The organism is Bacillus sp. AFS029533 (assembly GCF_002585125.1).
Classification (GTDB): domain Bacteria; phylum Bacillota; class Bacilli; order Bacillales; family Bacillaceae_G; genus Gottfriedia; species Gottfriedia luciferensis_B.
Genome location: NZ_NUQC01000022.1, coordinates 150,463 through 171,103 on the forward strand (window position 1 = coordinate 150,463; position 20,641 = coordinate 171,103).

At 33.1% G+C, this 20,641-nt stretch carries 18 protein-coding genes; 9 read left to right on the forward strand and 9 right to left on the reverse strand.

The genetic code is table 11. The annotated features are described in order from the left end of the window. Position 1 precedes the first annotated feature (1 nt). Genes opp4B through opp4A form a run of 3 tightly spaced genes read left to right on the forward strand, consistent with a single transcriptional unit; the run spans position 2 to position 3,690 of the window. Complete coding sequence (gene opp4B, locus COE53_RS13870) at positions 2-967, forward strand: oligopeptide ABC transporter permease (protein WP_069032749.1); 966 nt, start codon at positions 2-4, stop codon at positions 965-967. A gap of 14 nt (positions 968-981) precedes the next feature. Beyond that, the gene (locus COE53_RS13875) at positions 982-1,887 is read left to right on the forward strand and encodes an ABC transporter permease (RefSeq protein WP_069032748.1); all 906 of its coding nucleotides are present in this window, start codon (positions 982-984) and stop codon (positions 1,885-1,887) included. A gap of 24 nt (positions 1,888-1,911) precedes the next feature. After that, on the forward strand, positions 1,912-3,690 hold the full coding sequence (gene opp4A / locus COE53_RS13880; RefSeq protein WP_069032747.1) for an oligopeptide ABC transporter substrate-binding protein: 1,779 nt from the start codon (positions 1,912-1,914) through the stop codon (positions 3,688-3,690). Positions 3,691-4,616: 926 nt separating this feature from the next. Here the strand turns inward: opp4A and COE53_RS13890 are convergent. The 3 genes from COE53_RS13890 to COE53_RS13900 form a co-directional block, all read right to left on the reverse strand. Then, entirely contained in the window at positions 4,617-6,023 is a 1,407-nt protein-coding gene (locus COE53_RS13890) for an amino acid permease (protein ID WP_025569072.1), read from the reverse strand. A 267-nt stretch (positions 6,024-6,290) separates the two neighbouring features. Next, on the reverse strand, positions 6,291-7,577 hold the full coding sequence (locus COE53_RS13895; protein ID WP_025569073.1) for a Glu/Leu/Phe/Val family dehydrogenase: 1,287 nt from the start codon (positions 7,575-7,577) through the stop codon (positions 6,291-6,293). A gap of 14 nt (positions 7,578-7,591) precedes the next feature. Continuing rightward, positions 7,592-8,803, reverse strand: a complete 1,212-nt coding sequence (locus tag COE53_RS13900) for an ornithine--oxo-acid transaminase (protein ID WP_025569075.1) — start codon at positions 8,801-8,803, stop codon at positions 7,592-7,594. A 332-nt stretch (positions 8,804-9,135) separates the two neighbouring features. Here COE53_RS13900 and COE53_RS13905 point away from each other — a divergent pair, with 332 nt between their 5' ends. Further along, on the forward strand, positions 9,136-10,554 hold the full coding sequence (locus tag COE53_RS13905) for a sigma-54 interaction domain-containing protein (RefSeq protein ID WP_025569076.1): 1,419 nt from the start codon (positions 9,136-9,138) through the stop codon (positions 10,552-10,554). Positions 10,555-10,691: 137 nt separating this feature from the next. Continuing rightward, on the forward strand, positions 10,692-10,982 hold the full coding sequence (locus COE53_RS13910; RefSeq protein ID WP_025569077.1) for a hypothetical protein: 291 nt from the start codon (positions 10,692-10,694) through the stop codon (positions 10,980-10,982). A gap of 49 nt (positions 10,983-11,031) precedes the next feature. Here the strand turns inward: COE53_RS13910 and pheA are convergent, their stop codons facing one another. From pheA to COE53_RS13925, 3 genes are all read right to left on the reverse strand, one after another. Continuing rightward, positions 11,032-11,880, reverse strand: coding sequence for a prephenate dehydratase (gene pheA / locus COE53_RS13915; RefSeq protein WP_098948294.1), 849 nt, complete (start codon positions 11,878-11,880; stop codon positions 11,032-11,034). Between the two features lie 103 nt (positions 11,881-11,983). After that, positions 11,984-12,970, reverse strand: a complete 987-nt coding sequence (locus tag COE53_RS13920) for a LacI family DNA-binding transcriptional regulator (RefSeq protein ID WP_069032743.1) — start codon at positions 12,968-12,970, stop codon at positions 11,984-11,986. 257 nt (positions 12,971-13,227) lie between these two features. Continuing rightward, positions 13,228-13,665, reverse strand: coding sequence for a galactokinase (locus COE53_RS13925; RefSeq protein ID WP_025569141.1), 438 nt, complete (start codon positions 13,663-13,665; stop codon positions 13,228-13,230). A gap of 397 nt (positions 13,666-14,062) precedes the next feature. Here COE53_RS13925 and COE53_RS13930 point away from each other — a divergent pair, with 397 nt between their 5' ends. Continuing rightward, the gene (locus COE53_RS13930; RefSeq protein ID WP_025569142.1) at positions 14,063-14,434 is read left to right on the forward strand and encodes a DUF2500 domain-containing protein; all 372 of its coding nucleotides are present in this window, start codon (positions 14,063-14,065) and stop codon (positions 14,432-14,434) included. A 20-nt stretch (positions 14,435-14,454) separates the two neighbouring features. After that, entirely contained in the window at positions 14,455-15,450 is a 996-nt protein-coding gene (locus COE53_RS13935; protein ID WP_098948295.1) for an NAD-dependent epimerase/dehydratase family protein, read from the forward strand. Positions 15,451-15,758: 308 nt separating this feature from the next. Here the strand turns inward: COE53_RS13935 and COE53_RS13940 are convergent, their stop codons facing one another. After that, on the reverse strand, positions 15,759-16,436 hold the full coding sequence (locus COE53_RS13940; RefSeq protein ID WP_025569145.1) for a Dph6-related ATP pyrophosphatase: 678 nt from the start codon (positions 16,434-16,436) through the stop codon (positions 15,759-15,761). An 82-nt stretch (positions 16,437-16,518) separates the two neighbouring features. Next, a complete protein-coding gene (locus COE53_RS13945; RefSeq protein ID WP_069032740.1) occupies positions 16,519-16,839 on the reverse strand; it encodes a hypothetical protein in 321 nt (106 codons plus the stop codon). Between the two features lie 142 nt (positions 16,840-16,981). Here COE53_RS13945 and COE53_RS13950 point away from each other — a divergent pair, with 142 nt between their 5' ends. After that, complete coding sequence (locus COE53_RS13950; protein ID WP_098948296.1) at positions 16,982-17,758, forward strand: class I SAM-dependent methyltransferase; 777 nt, start codon at positions 16,982-16,984, stop codon at positions 17,756-17,758. 99 nt (positions 17,759-17,857) lie between these two features. Here COE53_RS13950 and COE53_RS13955 read toward each other — a convergent pair whose 3' ends face one another. Further along, the gene (locus tag COE53_RS13955) at positions 17,858-19,132 is read right to left on the reverse strand and encodes an ATP-binding protein (RefSeq protein WP_098948297.1); all 1,275 of its coding nucleotides are present in this window, start codon (positions 19,130-19,132) and stop codon (positions 17,858-17,860) included. Between the two features lie 242 nt (positions 19,133-19,374). On the opposite strand from COE53_RS13955, the gene COE53_RS13960 reads away from it, so the two are divergent. Continuing rightward, the gene (locus tag COE53_RS13960; RefSeq protein ID WP_069032737.1) at positions 19,375-20,520 is read left to right on the forward strand and encodes a metallophosphoesterase; all 1,146 of its coding nucleotides are present in this window, start codon (positions 19,375-19,377) and stop codon (positions 20,518-20,520) included. The last annotated feature ends 121 nt before the right edge of the window (positions 20,521-20,641 follow it).

Genomic DNA, 20,641 nt, shown 5'->3' on the forward strand with positions numbered 1-20,641 from the left:
TATGTTAAAATTTGTCATTCGCCGTATACTCATCATGATTCCTCAGCTACTTATCTTGAGTATACTAATCTTTGCACTAGCTAAAGCAATGCCAGGTGATGCACTAACTGGACGATCGATTAACCCAAAAGCTAATCCACAAGAAATTGAAAAAATTCGTGAAGAAATGGGTTTAAATGATCCAGCTTATGTTCAGTATTATCATTGGATTAAAAATGTTGCAAAAGGAGATTTTGGTGTTTCCTATACACACAAAATCAATGTAGTCGATGTAATCGGCGATCGTATTGGAAATACTGTATTACTTGCTCTCTGCGTGTTTCTTGTAACTTATTTACTGGCAATTCCACTTGGTATTATTAGTGGACGCTATAGCGACACGTGGGCAGATAAGCTGATAACCGGATATAACTATTTAGGATTTGCTACCCCTCTATTTATTTTTGGAATTGTTATGTTGTTTGTTTTTGGATTTTATTTTGATCTTTTCCCTACGGGCGGTAGCGTAGACCCTCAAATTGCTGACGGAACTTTTGCTTATTATGTAAGCAAGTTAGATCATCTTGTTTTACCAACTTTATCAGGTGCACTTATTTCAACTGTTGGAATTTCACAATATTTACGCAGTGAAATTATTGATACAAAAGTAAAAGATTTTGTAAGAACAGCTAGATCAAAAGGTGTTCCTGAATCTAAAGTTTATTCTAGACATATTTTACGTAATTCATTTTTACCAATCGCTGCATTTTTAGGTTATGAGATTACTGGTTTAATTGCTGGTTCTGTATTTTTAGAATCAATTTTTGGCTATCCAGGAATTGGGCAACTGTTCGTCAAATCCGTTATGTTACGTGATTTTACTGTTGTAAATGCGCTTGTTTTAATGACATGTCTTGCAACACTTTTTGGGACATTAATCTCAGATATTATTCTAAGCATCGTAGATCCACGTATACGGATTGAATAGGGTAGGTGAAATTTATGGAATTAAAAATCGAAAATCAAACTCATATTACTGAGCAACGAAAAAGTCCATCAGGATTTAGTGTCATTTGGGCTGAATTTAGACGAGATAAGTTAGCTTTAGGTTCTCTTATCGTGCTTGGTCTAATAATAATAAGTGTGTATGGTACTTCGCTTATTCTAGATCAAGATCAAATTGTTAAAGTAGACTTTCTATCAATCTATCAACCTCCTTCCTCTACTCATTGGTTAGGTACTGACTACGGGGGACGCGATATATTTGGACAACTAATAATTGGGACAAGAAATTCCTTTACTATTGGATTTTTCATCACAATTATTACAAATCTACTAGGCCTAGCATTAGGTTTAATAGCTGGTTATTTTGGTGGTTGGGTAGACAGTGTCGTAATGCGTATTATTGACTTTTTCTTATCCTTACCAACATTAATGTTAATTATTGTATTCGTAACAGTTGTACCTAAATTCTCAATCATAAATTTTGTCCTTATTATGAGTCTTTTTTTATGGACAGGTAAAGCAAGGTTAATTCGTTCAAAAGTATTATCAGAGAGCGAATTAGATTATGTGGCAGCAGCTAAAGCAATTGGCACACCGAATTGGAAAATCATTATCTCACACGTTTTACCAAATGTAAGCTCTTTAATAATCGTTGCATTCACTTTAAACCTAGCAGGAAATATTGGAATTGAATCTGGTCTTACCTTCCTTGGATTTGGTTTACCAGAAAGTACGCCAAGTTTAGGAACACTAGTTAGTTATGCAACAAATCCTGATGTTTTACAAAATAAGTTGTGGATTTGGTTACCTGCATCGTGCATGATTTTAGTGCTCATGCTGAGTATAAATTTCATCGGTGAAGCGCTAAAGCGTGCAGCTGATGCTAGACAAAGAAGAGGTTAATTAAAAAATAAGGAGAGTGGAAATATGAAAAATGCAAAAAGCTTTACTAAAGTATTAAGCGCAATGGCAGTATCTATGATGATTCTTTCAGCATGTAAAGGTGGCGACACAAAGACTTCAACTACTACTAAGCAAATCGATCAAGCTGCTTTTCCAATTAAAGTTTCAAATAACAAAAAATCGATTTCAGGTGGCATTTTAAAATATGGTTTAGTTTCAGATACGCCATTTGAAGGTATCTTAAATACAGTTTTCTATGAAGGCGATCCAGATTCTCAAGTTCTTCAATTCTTTGATGAAGCACTTCTTTCAACAGATGAAAACTATATTTATGACCAAGATGGTGCTGCTACATATAAATTAAGCGATGACAAAAAGACAATCACATTAAAAATTCGCGATAATGTAAATTGGACGAATGGCGATCCAGTTACAGCAGAGGATTTAGAATATTCTTATCTTGTAATTGGTAACCCAAAATACACAGGTGTACGTTATGACTCACAAATGTCTATGATTGAAGGTATGGAAGATTACCATAACGGAAAGGCAAAAAACATTTCCGGCGTTAAAGTAATTGATCCTAAAACAATTTCAATTACATTTAAAGAAGCTAACCCATCTGTACTTACTGGATTATGGACTAACCCACTACCTAAAAAATATTTAGGCAATGTGCCTATCGATAAATTAGCATCATCTGACCAAATTCGTAAAGCTCCTATCGGCTTTGGACCATTTAAAATTAAAAAGATCACTCCAGGTGAAGCTGTAGAGTTCGAAGCGAATAAAGATTACTGGAACGGTGCTCCAAAACTTGACGGTGTACTTTTAAAAGTTGTTAATCCAACTATTGCTACATCTTCTCTAGCTAACGGAGATATCGATATCGCTTCTGTTTCAGCTGACCAATATGATCAAGCTAAAAAATTAAAAAATATCTCATTAATCGGTAAAACTGAGTTAGCTTACTCTTACATTGGATTTAAATTAGGTCATTACGATGCGAAAAATGGTGTAAACGTAATGGATAATCCAAAATTCCAAGATAAGCGTGTACGTCAAGCAATGGCTTATGCCCTTGATAACAAATCAGTTGGGGAAAAATTATACAAAGGATTACGAGTGCCTGCAACATCTGTAATTCCACCATCATTCCCTAAATACTTTGATAAAGCATTAAAAGGATATACTCATGATCCTGAAAAAGCTAAAAAATTACTAGACGAAGCTGGTTACAAAGATGTAACTGGAGATGGCTTACGTGAAGATCCGAACGGAAAACCATTTAAAATCAACTTCGCTTCTATGAGTGGTGGCGATATCGCTGAACCATTAGCACAATTCTACTTACAATCTTGGAAAGAAGTTGGCTTAGATGTTCAATTATTAGATGGACGTTTACATGAGTTCAACTCATTCTACGATATGGTAGAAAAAGATAATCCAAAAATCGATATTTTCGCAGCAGCTTGGGGAACAGGTTCTGACCCAGACCCATCTGGAATCTGGGCGAAAAATGCACCATTCAACTACGTTCGTTGGGTAAATAACGACAATGATAAACTATTAAAAGAAGGTATTTCAGCAAAAGCATTTGATGAAAAATACCGTCAAGAAGTATACGATAAATGGCAAGAGCTTGTAAATGACGAAGTGCCAGTTATCCCTACTCTATTCCGCTTCGGTTTAGATGGAGTTAATAAGCGCGTTAAAGGCTACGACTTAACAGCTGGTCAAGGCTTCCAAGGTCACTTACAAGACATCACTGTAACAAGTAAAGAGTCTGAAAAAAATAAATAAGCTGTAAAAAATGTAACTGTCCCTTAAGTCAATGTACTTTTGGGACAGTTCTTTTTTGTGTATAACTCATAATGAATACATAGCCATAACAGTAAATATGTGGATAAGTAACCACCCTCTTCCTTTCTCTATTGATTTACTAAAAGTTATTAACAAGACCTACCAACATTTGTTGATATTTAATGCAGGATCAGTTAAAAACAGTATTAAGATTATCAAAACAGTGGATAAGTAGCCGCTTTCCTCTTTAAAATCAAAAAAATAGTAATGAAAATATGCACACTGTTGATAAAATTGTGAACTTTGTTAATAAAGTAGTAATTTTTATTCAATACGCTAAACCCGATCAACAATTCAAGAAAAAAAAACTCGCTAGTAGTAACTTACTAGCGAGTTTTCAGAGTGTTGAAATTTAAAATGTTCAATAGGGAAAACGAACATTAAATTGAACTTATTTATATATAATCATTTTTTGGATGATATATCATTGGTTTTAAACGTTAATATTTTAAGCATTTTTATGATTCAAAATCACTAGTAATGATTTTTTTCTGAAGTTAAAAATATTATGAGCAAATTTTAGAAAACAAATTCAGTTGATTGGTTTAATTAAAGTTCGATATTAGTTGACCTACAAGCTGATTAATACACAACGGTTAGGTTACTCTAAGTAAAGGATTTTGGATTAGGGTTTATTGCAGACTTTTTTTTATGAATAAGTTGATTGGAACGAAAGGGTGCTCGACTCCTATGGGATTTGCGGGAAGGCTGAGACCCCNNGTAGTGGAAATCAACATCACTCTACTCCTTTTACGAAAATTTGGTAATTTAATTGACAAGGTTTTTTTTCAACAGCGTAAAAAACTCGCTAGTAGTAATTTACTAGCGAGTTTTCACAAACTATTGAGACAATCTCAAAAAAATTATTAACTTACTTTTTTACTCACTTCTTGCTCATGTTTTTCAATCTTATGCTTAGCAGAGAAATGATAATAGATTAAACATGCAATCATAAATGGAACACCACAGTACAATGCAATACGTTGGTCTGGGATAAATGCAAGGCTAATAATTACAGCCACATTTAAAACAAAAGCAACGATTGGAACGATTGGATAAAGAGGCGTTTTATATTTTAAATCCTCTAATTTTCCACCTTCTTGAATGTATTTCTTTCTACCTAAAAGATTTGATAATGCAATGCTTGCCCAAACGAATAAGCAACCAAATCCTGCAATTGATAGTAGCCATAGATAAACCGTGTCTTCAGCATAAATACCACATAATAGAGATAAGCATCCAAAGAACATACTAAAAGTTAAAGCGTTTAATGGTACACCTCTTTTAGATAGTTTTCCTAATTTCGAACTAACCATTCCTTTTTGAGCCATTGAATACATCATACGAGATGTTGCATATAAACCTGAGTTAGCAACTGATAGCACTGCTGTAATAATAACAAAGTTCATAATATCAGCTGCATATGGAATACCGATGTTATCAAATACTACTACGAATGGACTATCTACTAAGCCAGCTTTCTCCCAAGGGAATAAGCCTGCTAAAACAAATATTGATAAAATAAAGAATACTAGAATTCGCCATACAGTGTTATTAATCGCTTTAGGTACAGCTTTTGCTGGATCTTCACTTTCACCAGCTGCAATTCCTACTAATTCACTTCCCTGGAATGAGAAGTTAACTGCAACCATTGTAATCATAATTGCTAGAAAGCCATTCGGGAAAAGTCCACCATGGTCTGTAAAGTTAGAAAGCATTGGAGCCTTTGTCCCTTCCATTGGTACAAAGCCAAACATTACTGCTCCACCTAAAATAATAAAAAGAACAATTGTTACTACTTTAATACTTGCAAACCAAAACTCAACTTCAGCAAAGGATTTCGTTGAAAGTGCATTTACTGCGAATAATAATACCCCAAATACTACACACCAGATCCAAGTCGGTACATCTGGAAACCATCTCTTCATTAACATACTAACTGTAATTAACTCTAAACCGATTGTTACCGACCAGTTTAACCATGCCATCCATCCAACTACATAGCCTGACGCTGGTGAGATATATTTAGTTGCATAAGTTTGATAAGAACCAGCATCTGGTAAATTAACTGCTAATTCTCCTAAACATAGCATTGTTAAATACATTACGAATCCACCTACTAAGTAGGCTAATATTGCTCCACCTGGGCCAGCTTCACTAATTGTATAACCTGATCCCATAAACAATCCTGTCCCAATTACTCCCCCAAGAGCAATCATAAACAAGTGTCTGCTTTTAAGCTCTTTCTTTAACCCCTGTTCTTGTTGTTTCATGAAAGTCCCTCCTCTAGATGTAAATTGTGCGTATAAGTTAAAATATTCTGATATAACAGAATATAAGTTCCCATACTTCCCTTAACGAACACTAAAACGCTTTAAACCAACGTATTTTAAGACTAAATTTTCAGATAATATCTGTAAGCGTATACAAATTTATTGTAACGAAATAATATCTTAATTATAAAAATAGATTTTATTATCTGTCAATACAATATAAGTGCTCCAGATGGAATTTCCACCTGGAGCAAACCTATTAGTCTATTAAACCCATCCACGGAAACGAGATGCTTCCGCCATTTTGCGAATACCAACCATATATGCAGCTAATCTCATATTAACTTTGCGGTTAACTGAAGTTTGGTAAACACTATCAAATGAACGCACCATTTTTTCACGAAGTTTTTGAGCAACTTCTTCATCTGACCAGTAGTAACCTTGGTTATTTTGAACCCACTCAAAATAAGAAACAGAAACTCCACCAGCACTTGCTAGTACGTCTGGAACTAGTAAAATTTCACGCTCTGTTAATATTTTAGTAGCTTCTAGAGTCGTAGGACCATTTGCAGCTTCAACTACGATTGATGCTTTAATATTGTGAGCATTTTCAATTGTAATTTGGTTTGAAATTGCAGCTGGAACTAAAATATCACAAGGTTTTTCAAGTAATTCTTTATTCGAAATTACATCAGTAAATAAATTAGTTACTGTTCCGAAGCTATCTCTTTTTTCTAGTAAGCTATGAATATCTAAACCGTCTGGATCGTATAATGCGCCAAGTGCATCAGAAATACCGACTACCTTTGCACCTGCTTCAACCATGAACTTCGCTAAGAAGCTACCCGCATTTCCAAATCCCTGAACAATGACACTAGCACCCTTTAAATCGATTCCCTTACGTTTAGCAGCCTCTTCGATACAAATCGTAACACCTTGAGCTGTAGCTGTTTCACGTCCTTCTGATCCACCTAATACAAGTGGTTTACCAGTAATAAATCCAGGAGAATCAAATTCTTGAATTCTACTATATTCATCCATCATCCAAGCCATAATTTGTGGGTTAGTGTATACGTCTGGAGCAGGAATATCCTTTGTTGGTCCAACGATTTGACTAATCGCACGAACATATCCTCTACTTAAACGCTCTAACTCATAAATTGACATTTTTCTTGGATCACAAATGATACCGCCTTTTCCCCCACCGTATGGTAAATCAACGATACCGCATTTTAAGCTCATCCACATTGATAAAGCTTTTACTTCGTCCTCATTAACCTCAGGATGGAAACGAATTCCACCCTTTGTAGGACCTACAGCATCATTATGTTGTGAACGATAGCCAGTGAAAATTTTCACTGAGCCATCATCCATTCTTACCGGTATTTGAACTGTTAAAAATCGTAATGGTTCTTTTAATAACTCATAAAGTTCTTTTGAATAACCAAGTTTATGAAGTGCTTCTGAGATTACTTCTTGAGTAGACTCAATTAATTCTCTGCCTTCTTCTTTGATTTTGTTTTGTACTTCATTTTGTGGGATTGTAGTTGTCATTTTTATCGCTCCATTTATACAGTTGCTTTATATTGGCTAAATACTTCGTTAATTTGTTGAATTGACCAGTCTAAATCTTCTTTTGAAATAATTAATGGTGGTGCAAAACGAATTACTGTATCATGTGTTTCTTTACATAATAAACCTTGTTTCTTTAATGCTTCACAATAAACACGTGCTGGTACATGAAGTTCAACACCAATAAATAATCCACGTCCTCTAACTTCTTTAATATGAGGATGATCGATTTCTTTTAATTTTTCCATAAAGTAGTTTCCAAGCTCATTTGAACGCTCAGCTAACTTCTCTTCTTCAAGAACTTCTAAAGCAGCTACAGAAACTGCACAAGCTAAAGGATTGCCACCAAATGTAGATCCGTGAGAACCTGGCTCAAATACGCCTAAGATTGAACGATTTGCAGCAACACATGAAATTGGGAATACTCCGCCACCAAGTGCTTTACCTAAAATGTACATGTCAGGAGTTACTCCATCCCAATCACACGCAAAAGTTTTACCAGTTCTACATAAACCTGTTTGAATTTCATCTGCAATAAATAATACGTTTTCGTTTTTACAAACTTCAGCTACTTCAGGTAAGAACCCTTCTTTAGGGATATTAATTCCAGCTTCACCTTGAATTGGTTCGATTAAGAATGCAGCAGTATTAGGCGTAATTGCAGCTTTTAATGCTTCAATATCGCCATACGGAATTAACTTAATTCCTGGTAAGAATGGTCCAAATCCACGTTGATAATCTTTTTCTGATGATAAAGAAACTGCAGCCATCGTACGTCCGTGGAAGTTTCCAACACAAGCAATAATTTCAGCTTGGTTTTCTTCTACCCCCTTAACATCATAAGCCCATCTTCTAGCAGCTTTAATAGCTGTCTCAACAGCTTCAGCACCAGTGTTCATAGGTAAAATCATATCTTTGTTAGTAACTTTTGCTACCTTTTCATACCACTCACCCATGTTTTCACTATAGAATGCACGAGAAGTTAATGTAACTTTGTCAGCTTGATCTTTTAAAGCTTGGATAATTTTTGGATGACGATGCCCTTGGTTTACAGAAGAATATGCACTTAACATATCTAAATATCTGTTACCCTCTGGGTCTGTAACCCAAATACCTTCAGCTTTAGAGATTACTACTGGAAGTGGATGATAGTTATTTGCGCCATATTGATTTGTTTGGTCAATGATCTTTTGAGAATTAGTTGTCATTTGAGTTCCCCCAATATTATTGATTAATTTTTTTAGTTTCTTACTAAAATAATAAGCAATTTCCGTGCCAAACATGTTAAATAAATTAAAATTCACAAAATGTACTTATTCTAAGCGTTATACATCCTTCTGTATGTTACCGTTTTCAATTTACTGCAAAATATTTTTGCATTCAGGCGCAAAATTAATTAAAATATGCATAGAATATTTGCAGCAAAAAAACGATTAACAAAGAAAATTAGCACATTCGGAAAAAAACTGCCTTTTTATCTTACCAAAAATAGTTAGAAGTGCAAATTTTTTCTATTGTTACTATGAAAAGAGAGAATTATATGAAAAATGATAAGCAAAACTTTTTAGCTGTTGATGAATTATTACAATTAATATTAGAAGAAATAGATATCGGTATACATGTAGTTGATCAAGATGCAAATACAATGGTGTATAACCGGAAAATGATGGAAATTGAAATGATGAATGAAGAGGATGTCTTACATAAAAATCTTTTAGATGTCTTCACGTTTCAAAAAAACCAATCGAGCACCTTACTTGATGCCCTCCAAAAAGGTAAAGTACGAAAAAATATTAAACAATCTTATTTTAATAATAAAGGAAAAGAAGTTACGACAATCAATGATACTTACCCAATAATGAAAGAAAATAAAATTATTGGAGCGATCGAAATGGTTCGCGACGTGACGGAATTGAAGCAATCTGTGCAAGAAGGTATACTTCAAAACCGAAATACACGTTATACATTTGAACAATTAATCGGAACATCCGAGTCATTTAAAAACATAATAGAAGATGCAAAAAGATCTGCCAAAACTTCTTCCTCCGTATTAATTGTTGGAGAAACTGGAACAGGTAAAGAACTATTCGCTCAAAGTATTCATAATGCCAGCAAAAGAGCAACAAAGCCATTCATTTCTCAAAATTGTGCCGCACTTCCAGAATCCTTAATTGAAAGTATTCTTTTTGGGACAAAAAAAGGAGCATTTACTGGGGCAATTGATAAGCCTGGATTATTTGAAGAGGCAAATGGTGGAACATTACTATTAGATGAAATTAATTCACTTAGCCCTAACTTACAGGCTAAACTTTTAAGGGTTATTCAAGAACGTAAAGTTAGAAGAATAGGTGATATTAACGAAAAAGAATTAGATGTCCGAATTATCGCTACGATCAACGAAGACCCTATTGAAGCAATCGCGAATAATCATTTACGTAAAGACTTATATTATCGTCTAAGTGTCGTATCATTATTTCTACCGCCACTACGTGAACGCTTCGAAGATATATTGTTGTTAGCAAACTTTTTTATTCAAAAATATAATCGTCTTTTTGGCCATCGGGTAACTAACTTAGATGAAAATGTAACAAACTTTTTCCTTAATCATAACTGGCCAGGTAATATACGCGAACTTGAACATATGATTGAAGGTGCAATGAACTTAGTAGAAAATGAAACAACTATATCTGCAACTCATATACCATCTAGGTTTTTTAATGAAAATAGAAATACAAGTACTACTCCAGTCGTTCAACGACAAAAAGACGTTACATTACAGGTAGAATCAATAGATGAAAAATCAAATTTAAAAAATACTTTATTGAACAAAGAAAAACATCATATTATGAATGTTTTAAATGAACATAACGGCAACATTACTCAGGCTGCAAAACAATTAGGCATCAGTAGACAAAACTTACAATATCGAATTCGTAAGTTTAATTTATTGAATGATTAAATTTTAATAAATAGAAAGATTTGTATTAAATAACTTTAATTTTTAAATTCAGTATAAAATACATTTTGCCCAAACCTTCCACTTTTGTCCTGCATATTTTGGTTATGTAAGACTCATAAGTAAAGGAGGTTTTTTATATGTCGAATGAACATGAGTATCGTCCACATGGATTTGGTGGCGGTGGCTTTGGACACGGTGGCTTCGGAGGTTTTCATGGAGGATTTGGCGGATTTGGTAGACCTGGATTTGGATTTGGTAGACCTGGATTCGGATTTGGATTTGGACGTCCATTTTTCCGTCCGTTCTTCCGTCCATTTTTTCCATTTTTCCCATTTTGGGGCTTTGGTGGTTATGGTTATGGCTATGGCTATCCTTACTCTTATTGCCCACCAGGTTACTATTGTCCTCCCCCTTATTACTACTATTAATGTAAAAATAAAAAATATAAAAGAGAAGGTTTTTATACCTTCTCTTTTCTTATAATGAGATTGTTGAGTAACTTCCTAAAACTTCTACACTAAAGCCTAAAGCCTCTAATTCTTGCTTTACTCCAGGTAATAATACGTCATCATAGCCCATCTCAACATCAACAATGAAAAAGTAATTTCCTAATCCAGTTTTCGTCGGGCGGGACTCAATTTTTGAAAGGTCAATCTGTCTCCAAGCAAATGCTGAAAGTACTTGGTGAAGCGCACCAGCACGATTCTCCGGCATATTAATAACTAGAGTTGCCTTAGTATGTTTAGGTTCAAAATAATTCGTTTCCAGTTTCGCATTATGTCTTTGTAAAACAATAAATCTCGTGTGATTATATGAATTTGAATGAATATCTGAAGCAACAATTTCTAACCCATATTTCTTTGCAGCAAATTCGTTAGCGATCGCAGCTATACACTCATTAGATTGCTCACTAACCATTTTAGCCGCAGCACTTGTAGAAGTAACTGGTTCTAATTTTGTATATTTATATTGATTATGCAAAAATGTGTGACACTGAGCTAACGCATGAGAATGAGAATAAATCACCTCAATATCTTTTACTCGATGTGCTTGTCCTTTTGCCATCAATAAATGCTGTCTTATCGGTATAATAATTTCACCAACCATTTTTAATGGCTGTTCATGTACAAGATAATCAATTGTTGTAGTCACAGATCCTTCAACCGAATTCTCTATTGGAACGACCACTAAATCAACTTCCCCTTCAGCTACATTATCCATACAAACAGGAATACTAGAATAAGCAATATGTTCATCATTCTTAAAAACAGACCGAACAGCAACATGTGTAAAAGTCGCCTCAGGACCTAAATACCCAACCTTCACGTTCCCACTCCTTTTAATTTTTAATTATACTAAAAAGAGTTAAGATTAAAAGTAAAAAGTTTAATTTTTAGAAATTATCTTACAAATTTCGCAAACACCTGCATTAAAGGCTACTTTGACGAATCTTTAACGTTGTAGGAACAATCACTTTTTTGGCTACTTTCCTACCTAAAAGTCTTTCCATTAATAAATCCACTGCAGATTCACCCATCAATTCAGTGTATACCTTCAAAGTACTTAAACTAGGAAAAAGATATTTTGAAAACACGAAATCATTCATCCCAATTAGATTTACACGCTCTGGCACTGATATTTTTGCTTCATGAAGTGCTCTTAAACATCCGACAGCCATCGTATCACAACCTATTATAAATGCTGTTGGCAAATCTCCACCTTGTTCTCGTATTGCTTTGTTCATCAAATTAAACCCTGCTTCAGCTGTAAATTCACTTAAGTACAGATTCTCTTTTCGAAAGAGCCCCTTTTCCTCTAAATAACTTTTATATGTTTTTACTCGAGAATTAATTTTTTGACCTTGCTTCTTATCATACTCGCGTCCACCAATATATCCGATTTTTTGATGTCCATGCGATATAAAATGATCTAAAACTTTTATAATAGCATTCTCATAATCTGTAACAACAGAATCGTATTTCTCTTCATCTGGTGAAAAATCAACAAAAACGATATTTTTCGATACTTTTTTCAATGAACTAATTTGCTGATCATCAAACTTACCTAATGCAATCACACCAAGTATTTGCTCATCTAACATCCCCTTTTCATTCCCACGAAAAAAAGTAGAAATGTGCAGGGAATTTTGTTCACACTTATTTTCAATTCCAAAACGAATTAGCATATAAAAGAGATCACTTAATTCTTCATTTCCATTATCACCTTTAACAAGTGCGATTTTTGCAATATTCTTTTTTACTTTCGATTTTTTCTTATATGAAAGCTTTTCTGCTGTTTCAAAAATTCTTTGTTTTGTATCGTCACTTACTGATAGTGCTGGGTCATAATTAAGCACTCTTGACACAGTCGCAATCGATACACCTGCTTTTTCGGCAATTTCTTTAATTGTAGTCATTACAACTCTCCTCGTAACCTTCCAATCTGAATTGTTTTCGAAACTATTACTTTAATTTTAACAGTTCAAGGTTGTACGATTATTCATTAAATATGGAGAATTTTTTACATATTTTATTTTCTTTAAATCAAGATCGTATAATTAAGTTTTATTTAAGCAAATTTGAAATATTATAATTTACAGGAGGAGAATTTAATTTTCCGGAGTAATCTTAGTTGTTTTTTACTTGTTGAAAATATTGATGTGGTTTCTCGTTTCTATTCGTATAAAGTTTTTAACATTGTATCTGTTAAAGCTTCAACTGATTTAGTTGAGGATAGTCCGACTTCATTTGGAAGATTACTGTAAATCAGTATGTCCATCCCCCTATTAATACGATACCCTGCTTGTTTTAAATAACTTATCACTTTCTTTAAGTAGCTAGTCCAGTCATGCTTTATTTCGTCACCTAAATCATTTAAAGAAATTTCAATGATTCCTAAATCTTCAAAGTTTAAGGATACTAATTTAATTAATTGTGTCTCTGTTCTAGATAAAAGCACATAAATGCCTAATGATTGTGAAGCATGGTGACCTTTTCCATCAAAGTCTGTAATTTCTTCGATTTCGTCAGTATGGCCAGATACAAAAAAAACGCGTAAATTAGAATGACTGTAATACTGATTGTAAACTGTTACTAAGTCTTTAACATTCATTTCCTTATCACTCCTATAAATTAAAATTTACTAAAATGGAAGGATTTTTTACTTAGTTTTTTATTCTGTCACAATTAATGTTCATATAAGAAAAATAACGAAATTCCCAATTGGTTTAAAGCTTTTTGGGCAGTAGTTCTATTAGATTATTAATAGTAATTTTTTTACATTTTTTACTAGTCGGATCATTTTTAGAGTTATACCTAAATAATAATAGAAATAAAATTCACTAAAAAACTCGAACGTTTACAATACCGCACCAATTTTATTTACTTGTTGAAAGAAATAAGTTTATTACTTTCAGAAAATTTAATAAACTATATATAGAGAGTTCGATTTGATATAAAAAGAATTAAGAAGTGTAAGACTTACAATTTATTAAAAGGGGGTCTTAATCATGTCAGGGTTTGATGCAGGTTTTGATATTTTTAAAATTATCGCTTTCGTATTTCCAATCATTTTCGTCTTCGTTTTTGCAGGTATATTTTTTGCACTAATAAAAGGATTAAAGCAATGGAATTATAATAATAAACAACCCAAATTAATTGTCCCAGCAAAAATAGTTACTAAAAGAATAGATTATGTTCAGCGTGCTAATACGAACCAGTTCGCTCATTCCTCTACACATTATTATGTTACACTTGAGGTCGAATCTGGAGACAGAATTGAATTTCAAATTGATGGATTCATTTATGGTCAATTAGTAGAAAATGATACAGGAAAGCTAACTTTCCAAGGAACGAGATTCATAAACTTTGAGCGACAATAATTTCTTTTCGGGGTGGAATAATGAATGTTTTCATAAGTGGTGCCACGGGTTTTTTAGGAAAACATACTACTAAAAAATTAAGTGAAATGGGCTATTCCGTTATAGCCTTTGGAAGAAATGAGGAAGCAGCTAAATTTTTCAATAAGATGGAAAATGTCACCTTTGTTAAAGGAGATTTGAATGACCCTGTCTTATTAGAAGAAAAAATAAAGAATGTAGACTATGTAATCCATTGTGCTGCACTTGCAGCACCTTATGGACGTTTTTCTGATTTTGAAAAAACAAATGTTGAAGGAACAAAAAATATTGTTCAAGCTTCACTTTCAACAGATTTAAAAAAGTTTATTAATATTTCGACCCCGAGTGTGTACTTTACTAGTGAGAGTCGTAATGATGTTAAAGAAAGTGATCCGCTGCCATCAAAACACTCTAATTTCTACGCTAAAACAAAACATATGGCAGATTTAATCATTGAAGATGCAATCGAAAAAGGACTACCTGCAATCTCACTAAGACCTAGACAAATTTTTGGTCCCTTCGATCATACGATTTTCGGAAGATTTATACAGATAAATGAAAATGGCGGAATTCCATTAGTTCATAAAGGACAAGTTCTAATGGATTTTACTTATATCGATAATGTTGTCGATATGATTATCGCTTGTATGAATGCAGATGATGCCTTTAATGGTAAATACTACAATATTACAAATGATCAACCTATTTATTTAATTGACGTGCTTAAACAGCTCTTCTTCGCCTTAAATAAAGAGTTGAATACAAAAAACATCTCACCAAAACTACTATCATTTATCGCCTTGAATTCAGAAATAATTGCGAGGATTACGAACAAGCCACCAAAGGTTTCCAAGCATATTGCCAACTTCTTAAGCTACGACTATACACTAAACATTGAAAAAATCAAAAATGACTTAAACTATGAACCTAAAGTTTCAATTAGTGAAGGTATTAAGCGTTATGCTGACTGGTACTTAACGACAAATGATCGAAAGTAAGTAAAAACTAAAAACAAGCTAAAGTCACCTAAATTAATTATATTTTAGTGATTTTAGCTTGTTTTTGATCGGACTTATTTGAATCTAGTAAATTTATATTGATTTGGCCATTGATTAGAAGGTCTAGGCGGTTTATTTGTAGTTTTGTCATTTTTATTTGCAGTTTTAGGATTTTTAATTGCAGTTTCGAGGATTTTATTTGCACTTTTACCACTTTTATTTGCAGTTACTTTTTCTACGCACCCAACTAAAGCAATGTTAATATCAATCTCAAACTATCTTATCTTTATAAAAAACTCGATACAAATCTATTTAATAGACGTTTGTATTTCCTTAATATTTAAAGACCATAATCCACTATTTAGAATTGTATCTGCCTCTACTATATTTAAGCGCTCTTTGAATATTGGTCCATCAATTACAAACGTATGATATTCGCCGCTCTCGCCCATTAAACAGATTTCTTTGCTAATGAACAGTTGTTTTAAATCTTTATTTAAGCTCTTACCTACGATTGTAGAATCGAAAATATTCTCTCTTGCCCTACAAATAATTGCATCGTATCCAGTCGCAAGCCATTGGTCCAGTAAATTAGTAGTTTCACTTTTCTTAATCCACACCGGGAACATCGGTTCAAGTCCCGCCTTAGTTGCAACTAGTTCATTCCATTGTCGATCTTCCTCGACATATAAAGTACCAAATGCAATCGCAGAAAGGTCAAATTGATCTTTTATTGTTTTAAGTCCATTAATCATTGACTCCTCGTATTTACCTGCTGAGTCAATCATGACAAGAGGAATTCCCATTGCATCTGCTTGCATTTGCAAGAAATCAAGTGGAGTCCCGTGCGCATGATTCCTCTCATCCTTTTTCGATACCATTGATACTAGACATGCCACTTCATATTTATTTTTAATTAGTAAATCTAATGCTAAACAACAATCCTTCCCACCACTCCAAGAAACTGCTACTCTACGGTTGTTCACTTATATCATTCTCCCTTAACATTAAAGCGATAGAAATAATTAAATTTCCATCCATAGCTTATCAAAAACAAATTTTTAGTTATTAATTTTTTAGTAAACTTTTAACGTATGTCATACCTTTTATTGCATAATCAAACCACTGTTGATCCCCGTATGGAATTTCAACCCATTCTCTCATAGGTTTCCCACCCATTGGGTCAAAGTTTTTTGCTCCGCTTAATTTTAAAGCTGTTGCAACATCTTCTGGCTTTAACTTTACAACAATATTAGGTTCATTATAGAACACAAAAACTTTACCTTGAATTTTTAATCCTTTATGGCCAAAGATACTTCCTTTTGATGCTTCATAGTGATTGATTAATTCCGTTCTTAGGCTTTCAAATCTTACTATTGTATCTTCCATTTTCACCATTCCTTTTTATCTAACGCTTTTCTTAATAAAAATATCTTATTAATGCCAATAACTTATTGATATAATTCAGTGTAATATCATCGTCTATACTAGTATATAGAAGCACCTGATTCAAATTTGGGGAGGTAATTAAATGGCCATCAACTTCCACGATGCACAAAATAATAAGACTTACACAACTAGAGAGGCTGATCAATCTTGGACTCAGTTAATGAGGGATAACATTGATTTGCATGGAAAAGACGCAGTTGATATAGGCTGTGGTGGAGGGATCTATTCGAAAGCTCTCACTAAGTTAAAAGTAAACCACGTTACGGCGGTAGATTTTTCAGAGGAAATGCTTAAAGGAGCTGCTGAAAACTGTATAGACTACAGTAACATTTCTTTTCGTAAAGGAGATGCATATCATACTAAACTTCCATCTTCAAGTTATGATGTAGTTTTGGAAAGAGCTTTAGTCCATCATTTAGATAATTTAAATACCTGTTTCAATGAGGCAAATCGTTTACTAAAAAAGAACGGAATATTAATCGTACAAGACCGGACGCCAGAAGATTGTTTACTTCCTGGAGATGATAGCCATTTACGAGGTTATTTTTTTGACCTTTATCCAAAATTGAAAACGAAAGAAATATCAAGAAGATATGATTCACAAGAAATGCGCACAGCATTAGAATCATCTGGATTTCATATAGAAAATACAGTAAAACTTTGGGAAACAAGACGCATTTATACTGACCTAGAATCACTTCGGAGTGATTTATTACTTAGAACAGGTCGATCAATTCTTCATGAACTCACTGATGAAGAGCTAAATCAATTAGTAAAATTCATCGATAATAAGCTTCAGCATCAATCTCGTATAATTGAAAAAGACTGCTGGACAGTTTGGTTTGCTAGAAAGAAATAATATTATGGACACAACTAATATTAACAGAAACGCTTAGTCTACTTCTAAGCGTTTTTACATTTTTGCATTAAAGTGTTACCATTTTAAAAATATAATCAATTATCCATTCACTTTACGTTCTTTAGGCTCAACCTTTGGTAGTTTAATTGTTACTTTTGTTCCTTCATCAACGCTACTCTCGAAAGTGATTGTTCCATTCATTGCTTCAATGATTCGAACAGAAACTGTTGTCCCTACGCCAGTTCCCTTTTCTTTCGTTGAATAGAAAAGTGTACCAATACGTGAAAGCTGTTCTTTAGTCATTCCTTTTCCATTATCTCTAATCGTAATAACCGTTTTATCTTTTTCTTCGTGTAGCTTCGTATGTACATATCCCCCTGAGCTAGTTGCCTCAATTGCATTTTTAATTAGGTTTATTAGTGCTTGTTTAAATTGATTTTTATCTGTATTGATAAATGTTTCGACTTCTGTATCCCCTTTTAATTTAACATTTTGCTTTAATGCTAAAGGAACTAATAAGGTGACTACATCTGAAACACATTGCTTTAAATTGAACGTTTCTACTTTTTCAAATTGTGGTTTTGCAAAGTTTAAATAATCATTAATGATTCCTTCTGCTCTACCTAATTCGCTTAATACTAGTGGCAAATATTCCATAGACTGATTGTCTTTGCTTTCTTGCATTAATTGTAGGAAACCTTTAACAACTGTAAGTGGATTCCTAACTTCATGAGCAATAGAAGCTGCCATTTCACTTAACGTATTAAGTTTCTCAGCTCTTTGTATTTCTTTATGAAGTATTTTATTTTCAATTAGTGTTTCAATCAGTTTTGCTCCTAAAGTAATTGCGATTAACTCTATAACAATAAAAATCAAAACTAACCCAAATAGTCTGTAATCGCTTTTAAAACTAATCTTATTTACGATTAAAAAAGTAAATAAGATTCCTAGTTGAACTAAAGCAGGCCATAAACTAATAAGAGCTGTTGCTAATATTCTCTGTTTAGGTTTAAATGTCCAAAACCATTTGAATAAAATTAAAGATCCTAGTGAGGATAAGGTAATACTGATGATACCAAATATGGTAGCGTCTCCACCTAAAATTAATCTAGCTAATAAGATCGCTAAAAAAGTCACGATCCCCCAGCGATAACCGCAATAAAGAAACGCAATCGTTAGTGGGATATATCTTAAATCCCAAAACAACCCATATGCTGGATATGGAAAGGCCATGCAAAAAAAACCGGCTACAGCCTGAAACATACCAAAAAGATAAATTTTATCTTTATAGCCATGCCTTTCATAAATAATACTGTATATTAATATTGGACTTAATATGATTAAAACATGTAGCAAAAGTTTTTCGATTAACACGTTTTTATCCTCACTAGATTCGAAATTTTCGAAATATAACTAACATAAATATAATACGACAATAATTCCAAAAATCCTTTATTTTCCCCTAATAACACACACTATTTTTCATATTCTGTCGATTAATATTTTTACAATTTGATTAATATTTTTACAATTTATAGATAGTGAAAAAGGTGCGTTTATAAGTTTAAACATTTATACTAGAAGTACCTTACCACTATCGTATGAAAGGGATCACTATGAATAAAAGAATCGTATTAAATATTATTTTGGTTATGATTTTCTTTTTCCTAATTAATTTTTACATAGGTATTAATGGATGGATTTATATTAATGCTTTGCTAAGTAAATGGATGAATCCAACAATAAAAGTAATCTATTGGATCGTATTTCTGTTAATAACTTTTGCGTACATTCTTTCAAGAGTTCTAAAAAGTAAGCTTCCTACATCATTCTTTAAACCGATCCATAAAATTGGAGCATACTGGTTAGCCATCTTTTATTATTTAATTTTCTTTGTCATCGTTGCTGATTTAGTTGGACTGATTTTAAGAGAATTTACATCTTTCAAACCAAGTAGTATAACTGTGATACTTGGAACAATTGTCATATTATTTGTCGCAAGCCTTATCGCAAAAGGTAGAAAAAGTGCGCTAGATACACAGATTGTACATTATGACATCAATGTTGAAAAAACAAATGAAAAGTATAAAGAACTATCAATTGTACTAGTTTCAGATTTACATTTAAGCACATTAGTCACCAATAAAAGATTAGCGTTTCTTGTTGAAAAGATTAATAAACTTTCCCCTGATTTAGTCTTAATTGCTGGAGATATTATTGATGAAGATATTACTCCATTTGTTGAGGAAAATATGATTCAAACGTTGAAAAAGTTAAAGCCAAAAATTGGTACATACGCAGTACCTGGTAATCATGATTATTATGGTGGACATTTAGATTTACTTGCCAAGCATTTAAAGGACGCTGGAATTCATATTTTATTAGATGAAAAAGAACTCGTTGAGAACAATTTCTATATCGTTGGACGTAAAGACCTTGCAAGTAAAAAACGCTTAGATTTACATGAACTACTTGAAGGAATCGATCATACAAAACCAATTATCTTACTTGATCATCAACCCTATCATTTAGAAATTCCAACACAATTAGGCGTAGATTTACAAGTGTCTGGTCATACACATCGCGGACAGTTTATGCCAAATCACTTAATTACCCGTCGACTTTATGAAATTGATTGGGGCTATTTACAAAAAGAACGCTCACACTTTGTCGTTTCATCAGGATTTGGAACTTGGGGACCTCCAATTAGAACAGGTAACCCTTCTGAGATTGTAACGATCACTGTTTCATTTTCTAATTAATTTAAATTAAGAGACCAAAAAAAACACTTTTTTGGTCTTTTTTTAATTAATTTTGTCATAATTTATCTATAAATAATTTTCTGAAAAGTGTAAAATATTATTGAAAGTTTCTTTTCAGAAC

Coding starts and splice junctions, on each gene's coding strand:
- opp4B (WP_069032749.1), top strand. CDS start 2: ATGTTAAAATTTGTCATTCGCCGTATACTCATCATGATTCCTCAGCTA.
- COE53_RS13875 (WP_069032748.1), top strand. CDS start 982: ATGGAATTAAAAATCGAAAATCAAACTCATATTACTGAGCAACGAAAA.
- opp4A (WP_069032747.1), top strand. CDS start 1,912: ATGAAAAATGCAAAAAGCTTTACTAAAGTATTAAGCGCAATGGCAGTA.
- COE53_RS13890 (WP_025569072.1), bottom strand. CDS start 6,023: ATGAAACAACAAGAACAGGGGTTAAAGAAAGAGCTTAAAAGCAGACAC.
- COE53_RS13895 (WP_025569073.1), bottom strand. CDS start 7,577: ATGACAACTACAATCCCACAAAATGAAGTACAAAACAAAATCAAAGAA.
- COE53_RS13900 (WP_025569075.1), bottom strand. CDS start 8,803: ATGACAACTAATTCTCAAAAGATCATTGACCAAACAAATCAATATGGC.
- COE53_RS13905 (WP_025569076.1), top strand. CDS start 9,136: ATGAAAAATGATAAGCAAAACTTTTTAGCTGTTGATGAATTATTACAA.
- COE53_RS13910 (WP_025569077.1), top strand. CDS start 10,692: ATGTCGAATGAACATGAGTATCGTCCACATGGATTTGGTGGCGGTGGC.
- COE53_RS13920 (WP_069032743.1), bottom strand. CDS start 12,970: ATGACTACAATTAAAGAAATTGCCGAAAAAGCAGGTGTATCGATTGCG.
- COE53_RS13925 (WP_025569141.1), bottom strand. CDS start 13,665: ATGAATGTTAAAGACTTAGTAACAGTTTACAATCAGTATTACAGTCAT.
- COE53_RS13930 (WP_025569142.1), top strand. CDS start 14,063: ATGTCAGGGTTTGATGCAGGTTTTGATATTTTTAAAATTATCGCTTTC.
- COE53_RS13935 (WP_098948295.1), top strand. CDS start 14,455: ATGAATGTTTTCATAAGTGGTGCCACGGGTTTTTTAGGAAAACATACT.
- COE53_RS13945 (WP_069032740.1), bottom strand. CDS start 16,839: ATGGAAGATACAATAGTAAGATTTGAAAGCCTAAGAACGGAATTAATC.
- COE53_RS13950 (WP_098948296.1), top strand. CDS start 16,982: ATGGCCATCAACTTCCACGATGCACAAAATAATAAGACTTACACAACT.
- COE53_RS13960 (WP_069032737.1), top strand. CDS start 19,375: ATGAATAAAAGAATCGTATTAAATATTATTTTGGTTATGATTTTCTTT.